This window comes from Streptomyces sp. JLBT605 (genome assembly GCF_058215555.1).
This window is the reverse complement of the sequence record NZ_CM177087.1, coordinates 5,408,462-5,424,030: the sequence shown is the minus strand read 5'-3', so window position 1 is coordinate 5,424,030 and position 15,569 is coordinate 5,408,462. Positions and strand designations below refer to the sequence as shown.

16 protein-coding genes are annotated in these 15,569 nt (G+C 73.8%); 6 read left to right on the top strand and 10 right to left on the bottom strand.

The window, feature by feature from the left end; translation table 11 throughout:
• Nucleotides 1-55 precede the first annotated feature (55 nt).
• Nucleotides 56-994, bottom strand: coding sequence for a sterol desaturase family protein (locus tag AC4BDD_RS23655; protein WP_490687476.1), 939 nt, complete (start codon nucleotides 992-994; stop codon nucleotides 56-58).
• 174 nt (nucleotides 995-1,168) lie between these two features.
• Here AC4BDD_RS23655 and AC4BDD_RS23650 point away from each other — a divergent pair, with 174 nt between their 5' ends.
• The 5 genes from AC4BDD_RS23650 to AC4BDD_RS23630 all read left to right on the top strand — a co-directional run bounded on the left by AC4BDD_RS23650 (nucleotide 1,169) and on the right by AC4BDD_RS23630 (nucleotide 6,157).
• Entirely contained in the window at nucleotides 1,169-2,191 is a 1,023-nt protein-coding gene (locus AC4BDD_RS23650; protein ID WP_490687475.1) for a DEDDh family exonuclease, read from the top strand.
• A gap of 134 nt (nucleotides 2,192-2,325) precedes the next feature.
• Nucleotides 2,326-2,559 (top strand): hypothetical protein, encoded by a 234-nt coding sequence (locus tag AC4BDD_RS23645; protein ID WP_490687474.1) that lies wholly within the window; start codon nucleotides 2,326-2,328, stop codon nucleotides 2,557-2,559.
• 97 nt (nucleotides 2,560-2,656) lie between these two features.
• Entirely contained in the window at nucleotides 2,657-3,493 is an 837-nt protein-coding gene (locus AC4BDD_RS23640; RefSeq protein ID WP_490687473.1) for an SURF1 family cytochrome oxidase biogenesis protein, read from the top strand.
• 119 nt (nucleotides 3,494-3,612) lie between these two features.
• Nucleotides 3,613-5,397 (top strand): glycoside hydrolase family 15 protein, encoded by a 1,785-nt coding sequence (locus AC4BDD_RS23635; protein ID WP_490687472.1) that lies wholly within the window; start codon nucleotides 3,613-3,615, stop codon nucleotides 5,395-5,397.
• A gap of 4 nt (nucleotides 5,398-5,401) precedes the next feature.
• Nucleotides 5,402-6,157 (top strand): SDR family oxidoreductase, encoded by a 756-nt coding sequence (locus AC4BDD_RS23630; RefSeq protein WP_490687471.1) that lies wholly within the window; start codon nucleotides 5,402-5,404, stop codon nucleotides 6,155-6,157.
• A 104-nt stretch (nucleotides 6,158-6,261) separates the two neighbouring features.
• Here AC4BDD_RS23630 and AC4BDD_RS23625 read toward each other — a convergent pair whose 3' ends face one another.
• The 5 genes from AC4BDD_RS23625 to AC4BDD_RS23605 all read right to left on the bottom strand — a co-directional run bounded on the left by AC4BDD_RS23625 (nucleotide 6,262) and on the right by AC4BDD_RS23605 (nucleotide 8,832).
• On the bottom strand, nucleotides 6,262-6,882 hold the full coding sequence (locus tag AC4BDD_RS23625) for an alkaline shock response membrane anchor protein AmaP (protein WP_490687470.1): 621 nt from the start codon (nucleotides 6,880-6,882) through the stop codon (nucleotides 6,262-6,264).
• A 127-nt stretch (nucleotides 6,883-7,009) separates the two neighbouring features.
• Nucleotides 7,010-7,633 carry a DUF6286 domain-containing protein gene (locus AC4BDD_RS23620; protein WP_490687469.1) on the bottom strand — a complete coding sequence of 208 codons (624 nt, stop codon included), beginning with the start codon at nucleotides 7,631-7,633 and terminating at the stop codon, nucleotides 7,010-7,012.
• A 158-nt stretch (nucleotides 7,634-7,791) separates the two neighbouring features.
• Complete coding sequence (locus AC4BDD_RS23615) at nucleotides 7,792-8,124, bottom strand: hypothetical protein (protein WP_490687468.1); 333 nt, start codon at nucleotides 8,122-8,124, stop codon at nucleotides 7,792-7,794.
• A 6-nt stretch (nucleotides 8,125-8,130) separates the two neighbouring features.
• Nucleotides 8,131-8,322, bottom strand: a complete 192-nt coding sequence (locus AC4BDD_RS23610) for a hypothetical protein (protein WP_490687467.1) — start codon at nucleotides 8,320-8,322, stop codon at nucleotides 8,131-8,133.
• A gap of 33 nt (nucleotides 8,323-8,355) precedes the next feature.
• Nucleotides 8,356-8,832: an Asp23/Gls24 family envelope stress response protein gene (locus AC4BDD_RS23605; protein WP_490687466.1), complete on the bottom strand. Its 477-nt coding sequence runs from the start codon at nucleotides 8,830-8,832 to the stop codon at nucleotides 8,356-8,358.
• A 219-nt stretch (nucleotides 8,833-9,051) separates the two neighbouring features.
• Between AC4BDD_RS23605 and AC4BDD_RS23600 the strand changes: the two genes are divergently transcribed.
• Nucleotides 9,052-10,074, top strand: coding sequence for a hypothetical protein (locus AC4BDD_RS23600; protein ID WP_490687465.1), 1,023 nt, complete (start codon nucleotides 9,052-9,054; stop codon nucleotides 10,072-10,074).
• 246 nt (nucleotides 10,075-10,320) lie between these two features.
• Here the strand turns inward: AC4BDD_RS23600 and AC4BDD_RS23595 are convergent, their stop codons facing one another.
• From AC4BDD_RS23595 to AC4BDD_RS23580, 4 genes are all read right to left on the bottom strand, one after another.
• Complete coding sequence (locus AC4BDD_RS23595) at nucleotides 10,321-11,100, bottom strand: enoyl-CoA hydratase/isomerase family protein (RefSeq protein ID WP_490687464.1); 780 nt, start codon at nucleotides 11,098-11,100, stop codon at nucleotides 10,321-10,323.
• Between the two features lie 108 nt (nucleotides 11,101-11,208).
• Nucleotides 11,209-11,430 (bottom strand): helix-turn-helix domain-containing protein, encoded by a 222-nt coding sequence (locus tag AC4BDD_RS23590; protein WP_030021347.1) that lies wholly within the window; start codon nucleotides 11,428-11,430, stop codon nucleotides 11,209-11,211.
• A 455-nt stretch (nucleotides 11,431-11,885) separates the two neighbouring features.
• Nucleotides 11,886-13,484 (bottom strand): ABC-F family ATP-binding cassette domain-containing protein, encoded by a 1,599-nt coding sequence (locus AC4BDD_RS23585; protein WP_490687463.1) that lies wholly within the window; start codon nucleotides 13,482-13,484, stop codon nucleotides 11,886-11,888.
• A 420-nt stretch (nucleotides 13,485-13,904) separates the two neighbouring features.
• Entirely contained in the window at nucleotides 13,905-15,500 is a 1,596-nt protein-coding gene (locus tag AC4BDD_RS23580) for a hypothetical protein (protein WP_490687462.1), read from the bottom strand.
• Nucleotides 15,501-15,569 lie beyond the last annotated feature (69 nt).

Here is a 15,569-nt window from a genome sequence, read left to right as displayed (position 1 = left end):
GCCGGGCGGTGGGAGTCGTTCGCCGGCCGAGCGCCGCTCACGGGCTGTGTCCCGCTCATGCGGTGGGCTGCTTGGCCGCGGGCTGGTGGGGCACGGATTCCGGCTGCGGGGCGGGCGCTGGCTGACCGTCGGCAGCCGAGGCGACCGCGGGGGCCGTCGCGGGGGCGGCCGGCTGCCAGCCGGGGCCGCGGAAGACGCGGCCGGCGCGCTCGCGCCAGCTGCTCGCCGCGCGGATGTCGCGGGCGATGGCGGCGTACTCATGGGTGGCCACGCGCAGCGGGTTGTGGGTGTCGATGTTCTTCGTCAGGCCGTAGACGGGGCGTTCGGTCTCGGGGACGAAGGAGCGGAAGAGGCGGTCCCAGAGGATGAGGATGCCGCCGAAGTTGCGGTCCAGGTAGCCGCCCTGGGAGGCGTGGTGGACCCGGTGGTGCGAGGGCGTGTTGAAGACGAACTCGATGGGGCGCCACAGCTTGCCGATCCGCTCGGTGTGCACCCAGAACTGGTAGACGAGGTTGGTCGCCGAACAGAAGGCGACGGCGGCCGGGTGCACGCCCAGCGCGATCATCGGCACATAGAAGGGCCAGACGGTCCAGGTCGTCCACGGCTGGCGCAGCGCGGTGGTGAAGTTGAACTTCCGGCTGGAGTGGTGGACCACGTGGCAGGCCCACAGGATCCGGATGACGTGATGCCCGCGGTGCGACCAGTAGTAGAAGAAGTCCTGTGCGAGCAGCATCAGCGGCAGCGTCCACCACACCACGGGCACATGCAGCGGAGTGAGTTCGTAGATGGCGGAGTAGATCGCGACAATCGGGATTTTCCACAGGAAATCGAAAGCCAGGCTGCCCAGGCCCATGCCGACGCTGGTCGCGGCGTCCTTGGCTTCGTACCCCTCGGCCTCGTCGTCGGGATGGATCCGATAGCTCACCATCTCCACGGCGGTAAGCAGCACGAAAGCCGGTATCGACCACAACACGACATCGGGAAGGTGAGGCATGTTCGCAAGATAGAGCCGCCCTGGCGGCTGCGGCTAGAGGTAGTTACCGAGAAGTAAGCGAGACCGGTCGTCAGCAAGCGTTTACTTCCCAAAAGCCCCGTCACCTTTCACACCGTCACATAGTGACCGGGCCGGCTCGGTGACTGTCAGCGTCGGCCCGTATCCTCATTGACCATGCTCGAAGACCGCACGGCAGCCGCTCCGCCGATGAACCCGTGGCCGACCGCGTACCCCGAGGGGTACGCGGTCGTCGACGTGGAGACCACCGGACTCGCCCGGGATGACCGGATAGTGTCGGCCGCCGTCTACCGGGTGGACGCGCAGGGCGAGGTCCAGGACCACTGGTACACGCTGGTCAACCCGGAGCGGGACCCCGGCCCGGTGTGGATCCACGGCCTGACGAGCGAGGTGCTCGACGGTGCCCCGCTCTTCGGGGAGATCGTCGGCGAGCTGTCCGAGCGCCTCGCGGACCGGGTGCTGGTCGCGCACAACGCCGCCTTCGACTGGTCGATGATCGCCCGCGAGTACGCCCGCGCCCGGCAGACCGCACCGGTGCGGCAGCGGCTGTGCACCATCGCCCTGTCGAAGGAGCTGGGCCTGCCGCTGTCCAACCACAAGCTGGAGACGCTCGCCGCCCACTACGGCGTGGTGCAGCAGCGCGCCCACCACGCCCTGGACGACGCCCGGGTGCTGGCCGAGACCTTCCGGCCCAGCCTGCGGCTGGCTGCCCGATCGGGTCTGCGGCTGCCGCTGCTGGCCTGCCAGCCGCTCACCGAGTGGACCGACACCCCGGCCACGGCGAGCTGGGGGCAGTCCCGCGCGGAGTCCGGGGGCGGCTACCGCTCGATCGGTCAGCAGCGGTCGTACGCGGCGGGCAGCTGGCGGCCCAGCCGCAAGCGGCCGCCCTGCCCCTATCCCAACCCCGGCCGCTATGTGCCGGGTGAGCAGCTGATCCAGGGCATGCGGGTGGCCTTCTCCGGCGACACCTCGGTCGACCGGGAGCTGCTGGAGGACCGCGCCGTGGAGGCCGGGCTGCACGTCGCCACCAGCGTCTCCCGGCTCACCAGCCTGCTGGTCACCAACGACCCGGACTCCCCCACCTCCAAGGTCGCCAAGGCCCGCTCCTTCGGCACTCCGGTCGTCGACGAGGCGGTCTATCTGCAGCTGCTCCAGCATGTGCGGCCCGCCCCGGCCTGAGCGGCGGAGCGGGCCCGCGTCCGATGAGCGGAGGCCGCTCATCGGACCATCCGACCCGACAATCAGGTGAAGTCCGGGCGACGCGCCCGCCCGCCGCTCGCCCGCCCGCTCCCTCGCGCCGCAGGCTGTGGCGCATGGCACGATGCGAGGTCTGCGGAAACGACTACAACATGACGTTCGAGGTGCACGCGCAGGGCGCGGTGCACGTCTTCGACTGTTTCTCCTGCGCCATCCACCGCATGGCGCCGATCTGCGAACACTGCCGCTGTCAGATCATCGGGCAGGGCGTGGAGGCCGACGGGCACTTCTACTGCGGGGCGCACTGTGCCCGCGCGGAAGGGAGGACGGGCATCGTCGACCGCGTCTGATTCCCCTCGGTCACTCCCGGCGCACATTCCCCTCGATCGTCCCTCAGTCGGCACCCACCGGCCGGGGGACGATCCACGACGGGTACTGTCTTAAGCCGTGTACCGCTTCCTGTTGTCCCGGCAGTGGGTGATCCTCACGCTCGTGGGGCTCGTCCTCATCCCGGTCATGATCAAGCTGGGATTCTGGCAGCTCCACCGCCACCAGCACCGGGTAGCGCAGAACGACCTCGTCGCCGCCAGCCTCGACGCCCCGGCCGTCCCGGTCGGCAAGCTCACCACCCCCGGGCGCGAGCTGCCCCGCGACGCCACCTGGCGCGCCGTGACCGCCACCGGCCGCTACGACTCCGCGCACGAGGTCGTGGTCCGCCAGCGCACCGGCGCCAATGACGAGATCGGCTACTTCGTCCTCACCCCGCTGCTCCTCGACGACGGCCGCGCGGTGCTGGTCAACCGCGGCTGGATCCCGACCGGCGGCGATCTGACGAAGTACCCCGAGGTGCCCGCCGCCCCCCGGGGCAAGGTCACCGTCACCGGCCGGCTGCGGCCCGACGAGACCACCGGCAGCAGCGGCATCAAGGACAAGAAGGGGCTGCCCGACCGCCAGGTCATGCTCATCAGCAGCGAGCGGCAGGGCAGGACGCTGGACCGCCCGGTGCTCGGCGGCTACATCGAACTCACCGCCTCCACCCCGAAGGGGACCAGGCAGCCCACCCCGGTGCCGGCCCCGGATCACAGCGACATCGGCCCGCACATGGCGTACGCCGTCCAGTGGTGGCTGTTCGCCGCCGCGGTGCCGGCCGGCTGGGTCGTCCTGGTACGCCGGGAGCGCCGCGATCTGGCCGCCGCGGCGGCGAAGCGCGCCGACGCTCCCCGCGAGCCCGCCGAACCCGCCGAGGCCGCCGAGGCCACCGAGACGGCAGCCGCCCCGAAGTAGCCCCGCCGGAGCAGCCTGGGCCGTAGCCCCACCGGAGCCGCCGAGGCGGCAGCCGCCCCGAAGGAGCCCGCCGCCGGGGGATCCGACTAGCTTCGCCGGTCCCGGGGCACCCGAACGGTGTGCCGCAACGCATCGAGGACTACGCACTCATCGGCGACCACCAGACGGGCGCGCTGGTAGGCCGCGACGGCTCGATCGACTGGCTCTGCCTGCCCCGCTTCGACTCGCCGGCCTGCTTCGCCACCCTGCTGGGGGACCGGGACAACGGCCACTGGCGGCTCGCCCCGGCGGGCGCCGGAAGCTGCACCCGCCGGGCCTACCTGCGCCACTCGCTGGTGCTGGAGTCCGTCTGGGAGACCGCCGACGGCACCGTCAAGGTCACCGACTTCATGCCGCAGCGCGATCAGGCGCCCGATGTGATCCGCATCGTCGAGGGAGTCTCCGGCCGGGTCGGGATGCTCAGCGTGCTGCGGCTGCGCTTCGACTACGGCCAGGTCGTCCCCTGGGTGCGCCGCTGCGACGGCCACCGGGTCGCCGTCGCCGGGCCCGACTCCGTATGGCTGCGCTCCGATCCCGACGTGCGCACCTACGGCGAGGGCTTCAGCACCCGCTCGGAGTTCACCGTCTCCGCCGGGGACACGGTGGCCTTCGTCCTCACCTGGCACCCCTCCCACCAACCCCGTCCGCCACTGGTCGACCCGCGCCAGGCCCTGACGGACTCGCTGGCCGACTGGCGCGAGTGGACCGCGCAGTGCTGCTACCGCGGCCCGTGCCGGGAGGCCGTACTCCGTTCCCTGATCACCCTCAAGGCGCTGACCTACGCCCCCACCGGCGGCATCGTCGCCGCCCCCACCACCTCGCTGCCCGAGGACATCGGCGGCGTCCGCAACTGGGACTACCGCTACTGCTGGCTGCGCGACTCCGCCCTCACCCTGAACGCCCTGCTCTCCACCGGATACCGGCAGGAGGCGACCGCCTGGCGCGACTGGCTGCTGCGCGCGATCGCCGGGGACCCCGCCGATCTGCAGATCATGTACGGGCTGCGGGGCGAGCGGCGGCTGCCCGAGTACGACCTGCCCTGGCTCCCCGGCTACCAGGACTCGACGCCCGTCCGGGCCGGCAACGCGGCCGCCCACCAACGCCAGCTCGACGTCTACGGCGAGGTCCTGGACTCCCTGCATCTCGCCCGCGAGCACGGCATGCCCGCCGAACCGCACGCCTGGAACATGCAGCGCGGGCTGATGGACTTCCTGGAGTCGGCATGGCGCGACCCCGACGAGGGGCTGTGGGAGATCCGCAGCCCGCGCCGCCACTTCGTGCACTCCAAGGTGATGGCCTGGGTCGCCGCCGACCGGGCGGTGCGCACCGTCGAGGCGCACCCCGACCTCCGCGGCGACGCCGACCGCTGGCGGGCCATGCGGGACACCGTCCACGAGGAGGTGTGCCGCCGCGGCTACGACGCCGAGCGCGCCACCTTCACCCAGTCCTACGGCTCATCCGAACTCGACGCCGCGACCCTGCTGATCCCCCGGTGCGGCTTCCTGCCCGGCACCGACCCGCGGGTCGTCGGCACCGTCGACGCGGTCCGCCGCGAGCTCGGCCAGGACGGCCTGATCCGCCGCTACAGCGCGGACAGCTCCCGGATCGACGGGCTGCCCGGCAGCGAGGGCGCGTTCGTCGCCTGCTCGTTCTGGCTGGCGGACGCCCTGCACATGGCGGGCCGCGACCGCCAGGCGCGGGAGCTGTTCGACCAGCTGCTGGCGCTGCGCAACGATGTCGGGCTGCTCTCCGAGGAGTACGACCCCGGCGCCTCCCGGATGCTGGGCAACTTCCCGCAGGCGTTCAGCCACGTCGGCCTGGTGGGCACCGCCTGCACGCTCTTCCCGGCGACCACGGCAGACTGACCCCATGGATCTTGGACTCAAAGACCGTGTCTACGTGATCACCGGCGCCACCCGGGGACTGGGCCGCGCCACCGCCGCCGAGCTGGTCGCCGACGGCGCGAAGGTGCTGATCACCGGACGCGACGCCGCCCAGGCCGCCCAGGCCGCCGCCGAGCTGGGCCCGAACGCCGTCGGTGTCGCGGCCGACAACGGCGACCCGGAGACCGCCGACCGGGTCATCGCCCTCGCCCAGGAACACTTCGGCCGCTTCGACGGCATTCTGGTGAGCGTCGGCGGCCCACCGGCCGGGCTGCTCGCCGACAACACCGACGAGCAGTGGCTGGCCGCCTTCGAGGCGGTCTTCCTGGGTGCGGTGCGCCTGGCTCGCGCCGCCGCGGCCGCGCTGACCTCCGGCGGAGTGATCGGCTTCGTCCTCTCCGGCTCGGTGCGTGAACCGATCCAGGGCCTCACCATCTCCAACGGCCTGCGCCCGGGCCTCGCGGGCCTGGCCAAGTCGCTCTCGGTGGAGCTGGGCCCGCGCGGTATCCGGGTCGTCGGCCTGCTGCCTTCCCGTATCGACACCGACCGCGTCCGCGAGCTGGACGCGCTCTCCGGCAACGCGGAGGAGGCCCGGCTCCGCAACAGCGCGGCGATCCCGCTGGGCCGCTACGGCACCCCGGAGGAGTTCGGCAGGGCCGCCGCCTTCGTCCTCTCCCCCGCCGCGTCCTACCTCACCGGTCTGATGCTGCCCGTCGACGGCGGCGCCCAGCACGCCTTCTGAGCGACCCGGGCAGACGCGACGCGACGGCGGGCGCGGGCAGACGCGACGCGACGGCGGGGCGCGGGCGGGGGCCGCGCCCTTCCCCGCCCGCGCCCCCGTCCGCGTCAGCTGACCCGCTCCGCCGGATGGCGCACCGCCCGCAGCCGCACCTCGGCGGGCAGCCTCTCCAGCCCCGCCGAGCCCCGGGCGTGCTCCAGCACCTGATCCCGGACACCGGCCAGCGCCACCACCGGCTGGCAGTGCGCGGCCAGCAGCAGCCCCATCCGGGCCTCAGGTGCCGCCCGGCGCCCGTGCAGCCCGACCCACGCCCGCTCCACCCCGTCCAGTGACTCCGCCTCGGCCGCCATCACCGCCTCCAGCGTCCGCCCCCGCAACGCCGCGGCCTCCCCCTGCCCGTCCCCGCTGTCCGCCCCGTCCGCACCACCCACCAGCACATCCCCGACCCGGTGCCGCCGCAGCTGCGCCAGCGCCCACCACAGGGCGAGGAGCAGCAGCACGCCCAGGGTCGCGATCACGGTCGGCCACCACCAGCCCTCGTCCCGCCATCGCCGCCGGTCCGCGCGGCTCAGCAGCACGTCGTGACGGCTCTCGAAGGGCCACCACGACGGCAGGGTGAACCCCCAGTGCCGGGGTAGATCGAGACCCGAGACCAGAACCGCGCCACCCAGCGCGAGGAGGGCGAGCCCGGCCACCGCCAGCAGCACCCGGTTGACGGTTCTCAGCACCCCGCCTCACCCCTCCACACCAGCGTCGTCAACCGCACCACCGCCATCGCTTCACCGGCCATCGCTTCCTCTGCCATCGGCTGCTTCGGCCATCGGCTACTTGGGTCATCGGTTACTTGGGCCACGGCTACTTCGGTTTTCGGGGACGCCGGACCTGGACGGAGAGCCCGAGCGGCCGGGCCAGTCCCAGCTGCCGGATGCCGGCGCTCAGCACCGTGTCCAGTTCGGCGCGCACCTCGTCCAGCTCCCGGAAGTGGGACTGGACGCGCGCCCGGACCTTGCGCCGGCCCACGTCCACGCGGACCGAACGCACCCCGGACACCTCCATGGCCCGGTCGCGCAGCACCAGTCCCGCGGCCGACCGGTCGAGCCCGGCGCGCACGTCGGCGGTGTCGCGCCGCATCGGCAGCACCCGGCGCAGTCCCGGCGTCAGGGCGAGGGCCAGCAGCCACAGTCCCAGGAGCATGGCGAGCGCGGCGGACCCGATGATCCACCCGTTGTCGAGCGGCCGGGTGGCGAGTTCGTCGGCGAGCCGGCGGCGCCAGTACATCGCGGGCTGGTCGGCGCGGACCGCTGCCACGTCGTACAGCAGCAGGCCGACCGCTCCCAGCAGCACCGCGGCGGCCAGGAGCGCGGGCAGCCGTCGCGTGGACCAGAACCGCCCGGCGCGAGCCGCCTCTCGCGGCTCTTCCGTGGACGGCCCGTTCGGCGGAGGCGGCTGCCGGGGCCCTTCGGCTTTGCGCAGATCCACCACGGGCCGCGGCACCCCCGCGCCCGCCTGTCCTGCCGACTCGCCGGACCCAGGCCGGCCTGCCGGCTCGCCGGACCCCGTTCGGCCCGCGGACTCGCCGGACCCCGGTCTGTCCGCCGGCTCGCCGGGCTCCGTCGGACCGCCCGCTTCCGTGTCGCTCATCGCACCCTCTCCGGCCCCCCGCGCCCCAGGTGCGGTGAGTGCAGCCGCTCGACGGTGACCGCCACCTCGGGCACCTCCATGCCCGCCAGCAGCGTCACCCGCTCACCGACCCGGCGGCGGACCGCGCCGCACTGCGCTCCGATGTCCGACGGATATCCGAGCTCCACCGCGACGCGCACCCGGGCCACCCGTTCGCGCACCGCGACCACCGCGTGCGGGCGCTGCTTCCCGGGCGCACCGGGCAGCGCCTCGCGCGCCGCCTGCGAGGCGATCTTCGCCACGACGCGGTCCGCGATGCGTGTTGCCCCGCGCTCAGCGGGCTCGACCACGGGCGCTCACCGCCGCCGCTCGCCGCGGTCCCGGGTACGGATGAAGTCACCGAGCTCCAGATCACCGTCCACGAGCCGTCCGACCACCCATCCGATCGCGCCCAGCGCCGCCACCAGCAGAAAGGCCCCGAAGCCGCCGAAGTATCCGGCGAACGCGAGTCCCATGCCGGCGATCAGGCCGACGACCGCGTTGCTCATCGCGTCCTCACCTCAACTCGCCCTGACGGGCCCTTACTGGACCCGCAACTCCTGCTCCTCTTCCTCCTCCTCGGGCAGCTTCACATCGCTGACCGCGATGTTGACCTCGACGACCTCCAGCCCGGTCATCCGCTCGACGGCGGAGACCACGTTCTCCCGCACGGCGCGTGCCACGTCGGCGATCGAGACGCCGTATTCGACGACGATCTCCAGGTCCAGTGCGGTCTGCACCTCGCCGACCTCGGCCTTCACACCGCGCGTGACGGCGGCCTTGCTGCCGCCCGGCACCCGGTCGCGGACGACACCGAAGGTGCGGGCGAGACCGCTGCCCATGGCGTGGACGCCCACCACATCCCTGGCCGCCAATCCGGCGATCTTCTCCACGACGCCGTCGGCGATGGTGGTGCGGCCCCGGACACCGGCCTCGCCTGCGCCGCGCCGGGTCGTCGCCTGCCGGTCCGACTCGGTCGACACGGCCTCGGCGCGGCCCCGCTGTGTGGTCTCCGTCATCGCCGATCATCCTTTCCAAGCGGTGGAGTAGTCTCGGCTCATTTATCACCATATGTACGTATTCGGGTTGCCGCTTGCGGGGCGCGGCAGATGTGCGACCGGTGAGTCGGCGCGGCGCGTGGTGGGTCGGCGGCCGGGTCGCCGGAGCATGCGGCAGGCTGGGCGGACCAACAGCGCTCGGGCGCCGACGGAGCGCGTGGGCGCACTGACGGCGAGGAGGTGACGGACGTGGTCGCGGACCGGCTGACGCGCGCGGTGCGGGAACAACTGGGGCTCGGCAGGCTGCTGCCGCTGGGCGGGCCGGCGGACGGTGCGTGGATCACCGAGCGCGCGGCGCGGCAGGCGCTGCGCCGCGCCGCCGCGGCGGTGCCGGACCTGCGGCTCGACACGCTCCGGGTCGGCCTGGCCGACCCGGCGGCGGTGGCACGGCCCTCGGTGCCGCCGCCGGCCAGCGCGCTGCCGCCGGGCCGGTTGCGGATCGAGGCGACCTGCGCGGCGGTCGCGGGGCAGCCGCTGCCGGTGCTGACGGCGACGCTTCGGACGGCGTTGGCCGAGGCGGCGACCGGCGGGCTCGGGCTGCGCCTCGACGCCGTCGACCTGCGGGTGACGGCCCTGCTCGATGAGCCGGTGCCTCCGGAGGCGGAGGCCCCACCCGCCCCGGGCGGCCTCCCGAGCGCGGCGCCGTCGCCCGCCGCTCCAGACGCCCCGGAGCCCCCGGGCGGACCCGCCGGACCAGGCAGCCCCGAAGCCTCAAGCCGCCTCGGCCTCCCGGAGGCGGGCCGACTCGGCGGACCCGCAGCCCAGGGCCGCCCCGGGGCCCCGGAGGCGCCGACCGAGACAGGGGCCGGCGGACCCGCTGGGCCAGGCGACCTGGGCGGAGTCAGCGAGTCGGAGGGGTGGGGCGGTGCGGGGGAGCCGGGTGGGCCGGAGGCAGCGGGCGGGGTGGAGTTGCCGGCGGGTGCCGTGGCGGCCGCGGCGGCGGCCGCGGCGGTCCCGGGGGTCGCCGCGTTGACGCCCGTCCTCGGCGGCTCGCGGCAGCCGGTGCGGGTCGAGGATCGCACGGCGGCGGGCGGCGGCCCGGGCGGCCGCCATGTGGAGGTGCAGCTGGCGGTGGCGGCCGGGCACCGGGCGCTGGACGTGGCACGGGAGGTGCGCGCCGCGGTGGGACGGACCGTGTCCGCGCCGGGCACGGTGAGCGTACTGGTCACGGACGTGCGGGCCGGAACGGGCGAGACGGGTTGATGACCGGCCGTCGCGGGCGCGCGGGAGAACCGACGGCAGGCCCGGCTCGCCGAGGAGCGGCGGCCGGGCCGAGGGCCAGCCGGATGGCCGGGGCAGCCCGAGAGCCGGGGGTCAGCCGGACAGCCGAGGGGTCGCTCGGACGGCCGGGGGCAGCCCGGCAGCCGGAGGGCAGTCAGGCCGGAGCCAGCCGGGCAGCCGGGCAGCCGTGGGGTCGGTCAGACAGCCGGGGCGGTTGGAGAGCCGGGGTCAGTCGGAGAGGCCGGCCAGGTCGCGGAGGCGGCGGGCCTGCGCGGCGCGCTCGGCGACGCGCTGCTCCTCGTAGGTGCGGTCCAGCGCTCCCCGCAGCAGCGCCTTGGTCTCGATGACGGCGTCCCGGGGCGCGGCGAGCAGCGCCGCGGCGAGGTCACGCACCGCGGCGTCGAGCTCGGCGCCCGGCACGACGAGGTTGGCCAGGCCGGTGCGCTCGGCCTCGTCGGCGTGGACGAAGCGGCCCGTGGCGCAGATCTCCAGGGCGCGCGCGTAGCCGACGAGCCCGACGAGGGGCTGCGTACCCGTGAGGTCCGGGACGAGTCCGAGGCTGGTCTCGCGCATCGCGAACTGCGCGTCGTCGGCGACGACGCGCAGGTCGCAGGCGAGCGCGAGCTGGAAGCCGGCGCCGATGGCGTGCCCCTGGACGGCCGCGATGGAGACGATGTCGTTCCGCCGCCACCAGGTGAACGCCTGCTGGTACTCCTCGATGGTCGCGTCCAGGTCGGCGTCGGATCCGCGCGCCAGGTCGAGGAACGACGGCTCGCCGTCGAACCCTTCCGGTGTGAACGCCTGACGGTCGAGCCCCGCGGAGAAGGACTTGCCTTCGCCGCGCAGCACGACGACCCGCACCGAGCCCGGCAGCAACTGCCCGGCCTCGGCCAACGCACGCCACAGCGCGGGCGACTGGGCATTGCGCTTGGCCGGGTTGGTCAGGGTCACGGTGGCAACCGCGTCATCGACGGTGAGCTGGACACCATCCTTGTCGAGCAGGGTCACTGGGAGCCTCCGGTCGGCCGCAGTCAAATTAAGTTGACTGCACAGTAACCACCCGGCCGACCAGTCGATCAACCGGGTGGCACTGCTCGTACCCGCCGGTGGGAGGCGTCAGGCGGAGGCGGCTTTCTTGCCTCGTGTCGCCCCTCCGCGACCACGGAGCGTCACTCCGGATTCGCTGAGCATCCGGTGGACGAAGCCGTAGGAGCGGCCCGTCTCTTCGGCCAGCGCCCGGATACTCGCACCGGAGTCGTACTTCTTCTTCAGGTCTGCCGCGAGCTTTTCGCGCGCGGCGCCGGTCACCCGGCTGCCCTTCTTCAGAGTCTCGGCCACCCGTGCCTCCTCATGGGAAGTGCGCTCTGGACTTCTCATGATCACCCCTCGCGGGCTTCCTGGCCACCCATTCGGCAAGGTCCGTCACACAAGAGTTCCGCGGAGTGAGCGGCTGAGAGCCTCCGGAGCCCGGAATTCCGGAACGCTCCGCGCGGGCCGCCGGCCGGTGATCGACACGAAGCGGCAGGTCAGAGAGGACGCTGCGCGAAGTACGTCAGGCTGTGGGGCGCGAGCGGGCGGGCTCGCGCCGGGCGGATGCGACGCGCCGCGGTACGAGCCGGCCTCACTCAGATGATGGATCACCCGTCGGCCGAATGATCCATAGCTCCTTGATCACGATCGGTGATCGGCGGCGCCGTGACCACCCGGGCCGGGGGTACCACCGCCGGGCCGGCCCGCCGGAACCGGGCGCGAGTCGGCAACGGCTCCGGCCCGGGCAGGGCGGCGGCGACGGCTCAGGCCAGGGCGACGAGGTCGGCGTAGTCCGCGCCCCACAGGTCCTCGACGCCGTCCGGCAGCAGGATGATGCGCTCCGGCTGGAGGGCGTCGACCGCTCCCTCGTCGTGGGTGACGAGCACCACCGCGCCGGTGTAGGTGCGCAGCGCGCCGAGGATCTCCTCGCGGCTGGCCGGGTCGAGGTTGTTGGTGGGCTCGTCCAGCAGCAGCACGTTGGCCGAGGAGACCACGAGGGTGGCCAGCGCCAGCCGGGTCTTCTCACCGCCGGAGAGGACGCCGGCCGGCTTGTCGACGTCGTCGCCGGAGAACAGGAAGGAACCCAGGGTCTTGCGGATGTCGACCAGGTCCATGTCGGGCGCGGCCGAGCGCATGTTCTCCAGGACGGTGCGGTCCGGGTCGAGGGTCTCGTGCTCCTGCGCGTAGTAGCCCATCTTGAGGCCGTGGCCGGGGACGACCTCGCCGGTGTCGGGCTTCTCGACGCCGGCGAGCAGGCGCAGCAGGGTGGTCTTGCCCGCGCCGTTGAGGCCGAGGATGACCACCCGGGAGCCCTTGTCGATGGCCAGGCTGACGTCGGTGAAGATCTCCAGCGAGCCGTACCACTTGGACAGACCGTCGGCGGTGAGCGGGGTCTTGCCGCAGGGGGCCGGGTCGGGGAAGCGCAGCTTGGCGACCTTGTCGGAGGCGCGCACCTCCTCCAGTCCGGAGAGCAGCTTCTCGGCGCGGCGGGCCATGTTCTGCGCGGCGACGGTCTTGGTGGCCTTGGCGCGCATCTTGTCGGCCTGGGCGTTGAGCGCCGCGGCCTTCTTCTCGGCGTTGGCGCGCTCGCGCTTGCGGCGCTTCTCGTCGGCCTCGCGCTGGGCCTGGTAGAGCTTCCAGCCCATGTTGTAGACGTCGATGACCGACCGGTTGGCGTCCAGGTAGAAGACCTTGTTGACGACGGTCTCGACCAGGTCGACGTCGTGGGAGATGACGATGAAGCCGCCGCGGTAGGTCTTGAGGTAGTCGCGCAGCCAGCTGATCGAGTCGGCGTCGAGGTGGTTGGTCGGCTCGTCGAGGAGCAGGGTGTCGGCGTCCGAGAAGAGGATCCGGGCCAGCTCGACCCGGCGCCGCTGACCGCCGGAGAGGGTGTGCAGGGGCTGGCCGAGGACGCGGTCGGGCAGGCCGAGGCTGGCGGCGATGGTCGCGGCCTCCGCCTCGGCGGCGTATCCGCCCTTGGTGAGGAACTCGGTCTCCAGCCGCTCGTACTTCTTCATCGCCCGCTCGCGGGTGGCGCCCTTGCCGTTCGCCATGCGGTCCTCGTTCTCCCGCATCTTGCGCAGCACGGTGTCCAGGCCGCGGGCGGACAGCACGCGGTCGCGGGCCAGCACGTCGAGGTCGCCGGTGCGCGGGTCCTGCGGCAGATAGCCGACCTCGCCGGAGCGGGTGATGGTGCCGGCGGCGGGGATGCCCTCGCCGGCGAGGCACTTGGTGAGGGTGGTCTTGCCGGCGCCGTTGCGGCCGACGAGGCCGACGCGGTCGCCCTTGGCGATACGGAAGGAGGCGGACTCGATGAGGACGCGGGCGCCGGCGCGCAGCTCGATGCCAGATGCGGTGATCACGGGTATTGCTCCTGGGCAGGGTGGACGGCGGGATGGGCTGACGGGATGCGGACCAGGCCGTCTAATGCACGAGGAGAAATGCCATGGAGTCAGCTTACCGGCGAGGGGCAAATGCTTTTCGGGGCGCCAATGGGGTCCCGCAGGCAAAGCCCGGGCCGGGGCGGGGAATTGTGTGGCAGATCACATGCCCTGACTCTCTGACGGCGAGGCCAGGGTGACGCAGGACACAGCTGGGGGTGGGCCGTGCACGGTGAACGCCCTCCCGCGGCCACTACCGGGGGCTCCCAGGGTAGGCAGCCCCAGGCGTCGTCGGGGAAGCGCCTCCGGGGCGGTGTCCCGGGGGCGGGTGCTGGAGCCGGGTGCCGGGAGCGGCGTGAGCCCGTGCCGGCGCGGGCCGGGCCGTGCCCCCGGCCCGGCCCGTCAGGAGCCGCCGGTGTGCACCTGGAAGGCGGCCCGGCGGACGGCCTTGGCCAGCACCGGATCGGGGTGCGCGGCGGCCAGGGCGACCAGCACGTGAACGGTGCGCGGGTGACCGACCGCCCGTACCTCCTCCAGCAGCGCCGGGACGGTGCCCTGGACGGCGCTTTCCAGGTGGCGCACGAGCAGCGGGCTCTCGCCGTGGTCCGCCACGGCCGCCGCGGTGTCCACCCAAAGCCAGGTGGCCTCTTCGCGGGTGAGCACCGCCAGCGCGTCGTCCGGGTCGCCGCCCTCCAGCTCGGCGAGCCACAGCAGGGCGTACGGCCGCAGCCACGGGTCATCGGCGGCGGCCCGCACCGCGGGCTCGGCCGGGGCGCCTACCACCCGCAGCGCCTCGAAGGCGAGGCCGCGCAGCAGCGCGTCGTGGCCGCGGGCGGTCTCCAGCAGTTCGGTGACGGCACTGCCGACGGGGCGGGCGGCGAGCCACGCCTGGTACTCGGCGCGGGCCGGACCGGGGGTGAGCCCGGCGCAGCCGCGCAGCATGTCGGGCGCGGGTTGCTCGATGTTGCCCGCCGGGCTCTGCGCGGCGACGCAGATCTGCTCCAGCTTGACCCACACCGCCCAGTTGCCCAGCGCGGTCAGCACCGCCTCGTGCCGGCCCTCGGCGCCGGCGCGCACCACCAGCGCGCCCACCGAGGAGAGGGCGGCGAGCGCCCAGTCGAGCAGGGCGGCCGGCGAGGCCGCGGCATCGGCGACGACGCCGGCGGGGCCGGAGTCGGATGCCGGGTCCCCGGCGGCCGGGCGGTGCGCCGCCGACGGCTCGTCATCCCCAGGCTCCGCGTCGATGGGCGACGCCGCGCCGACCACCGACGGCCCGTCAGCCCTCGACGGCCCGACCGGCGGCGACGGCTCGTCAGCCGGTGTCGCGGCAGACGGGGCGGCTTCGGTGGCCGTCCGGCCGGCCGCGTCCTCGGCGGGGGCCTGCGGGGTGGTGTAGGGGACCTCGCAGCGCTCGGTGCGGAGTTCGGCGATCCGCTGCTCCAGCATGTCCAGCAGCGTGGTCAGCTGCACCGGTCCGGACAGCTGGAGGATGGAGAGCAACTGCGGGACGGCCTCGACCACTTCGGCGACCGCCGAGGGCTCGGCCTCCTCCGGTGCGCCCCGGGTCAGCGACCAGGCGTCGAAGAGCGCGACCCAGCCGCGCAGTACGGCGGAGTCGTCGCGGTCCCAGGCGTGCAGCCGCCAGCCGGGGCGGGCGGCCCCACCGTGCACCTCGACGAGGCCGACGAGCCGGGCCCGGTCCCAGTCGGCGCGCACCCGGTCCGGATCCACGCCCAGCGCCGCGGCTGCCCGGTCGGCGGCCTGCTCGGACAGGGTGCCGGGGGCCTCCGGCCGGTCGGCGGCCCAGCGGGCCAGCCGGACCGCTCCGGCGAGCTCCGCCCTGGCCCGGCGGGCCAGTTCGGCGGGCGGCGGGGTGCCCTCGGGGGGGCGGGGGGCGGGACGTGGGGAGCCGCGATGTGCCACGGCCCGGCGGGCAGCGGCCAGCGGCCGATGGGGGACGAGGCGGAGCCGGGAGTCGCGCGGAGTACGGGACGTCACAGGGAGCAGTCTTGCCGTTGACAGCCCGAAAGCCCAATCGGAATCCGTCCGGCGGTTCCGCGGGGCGCC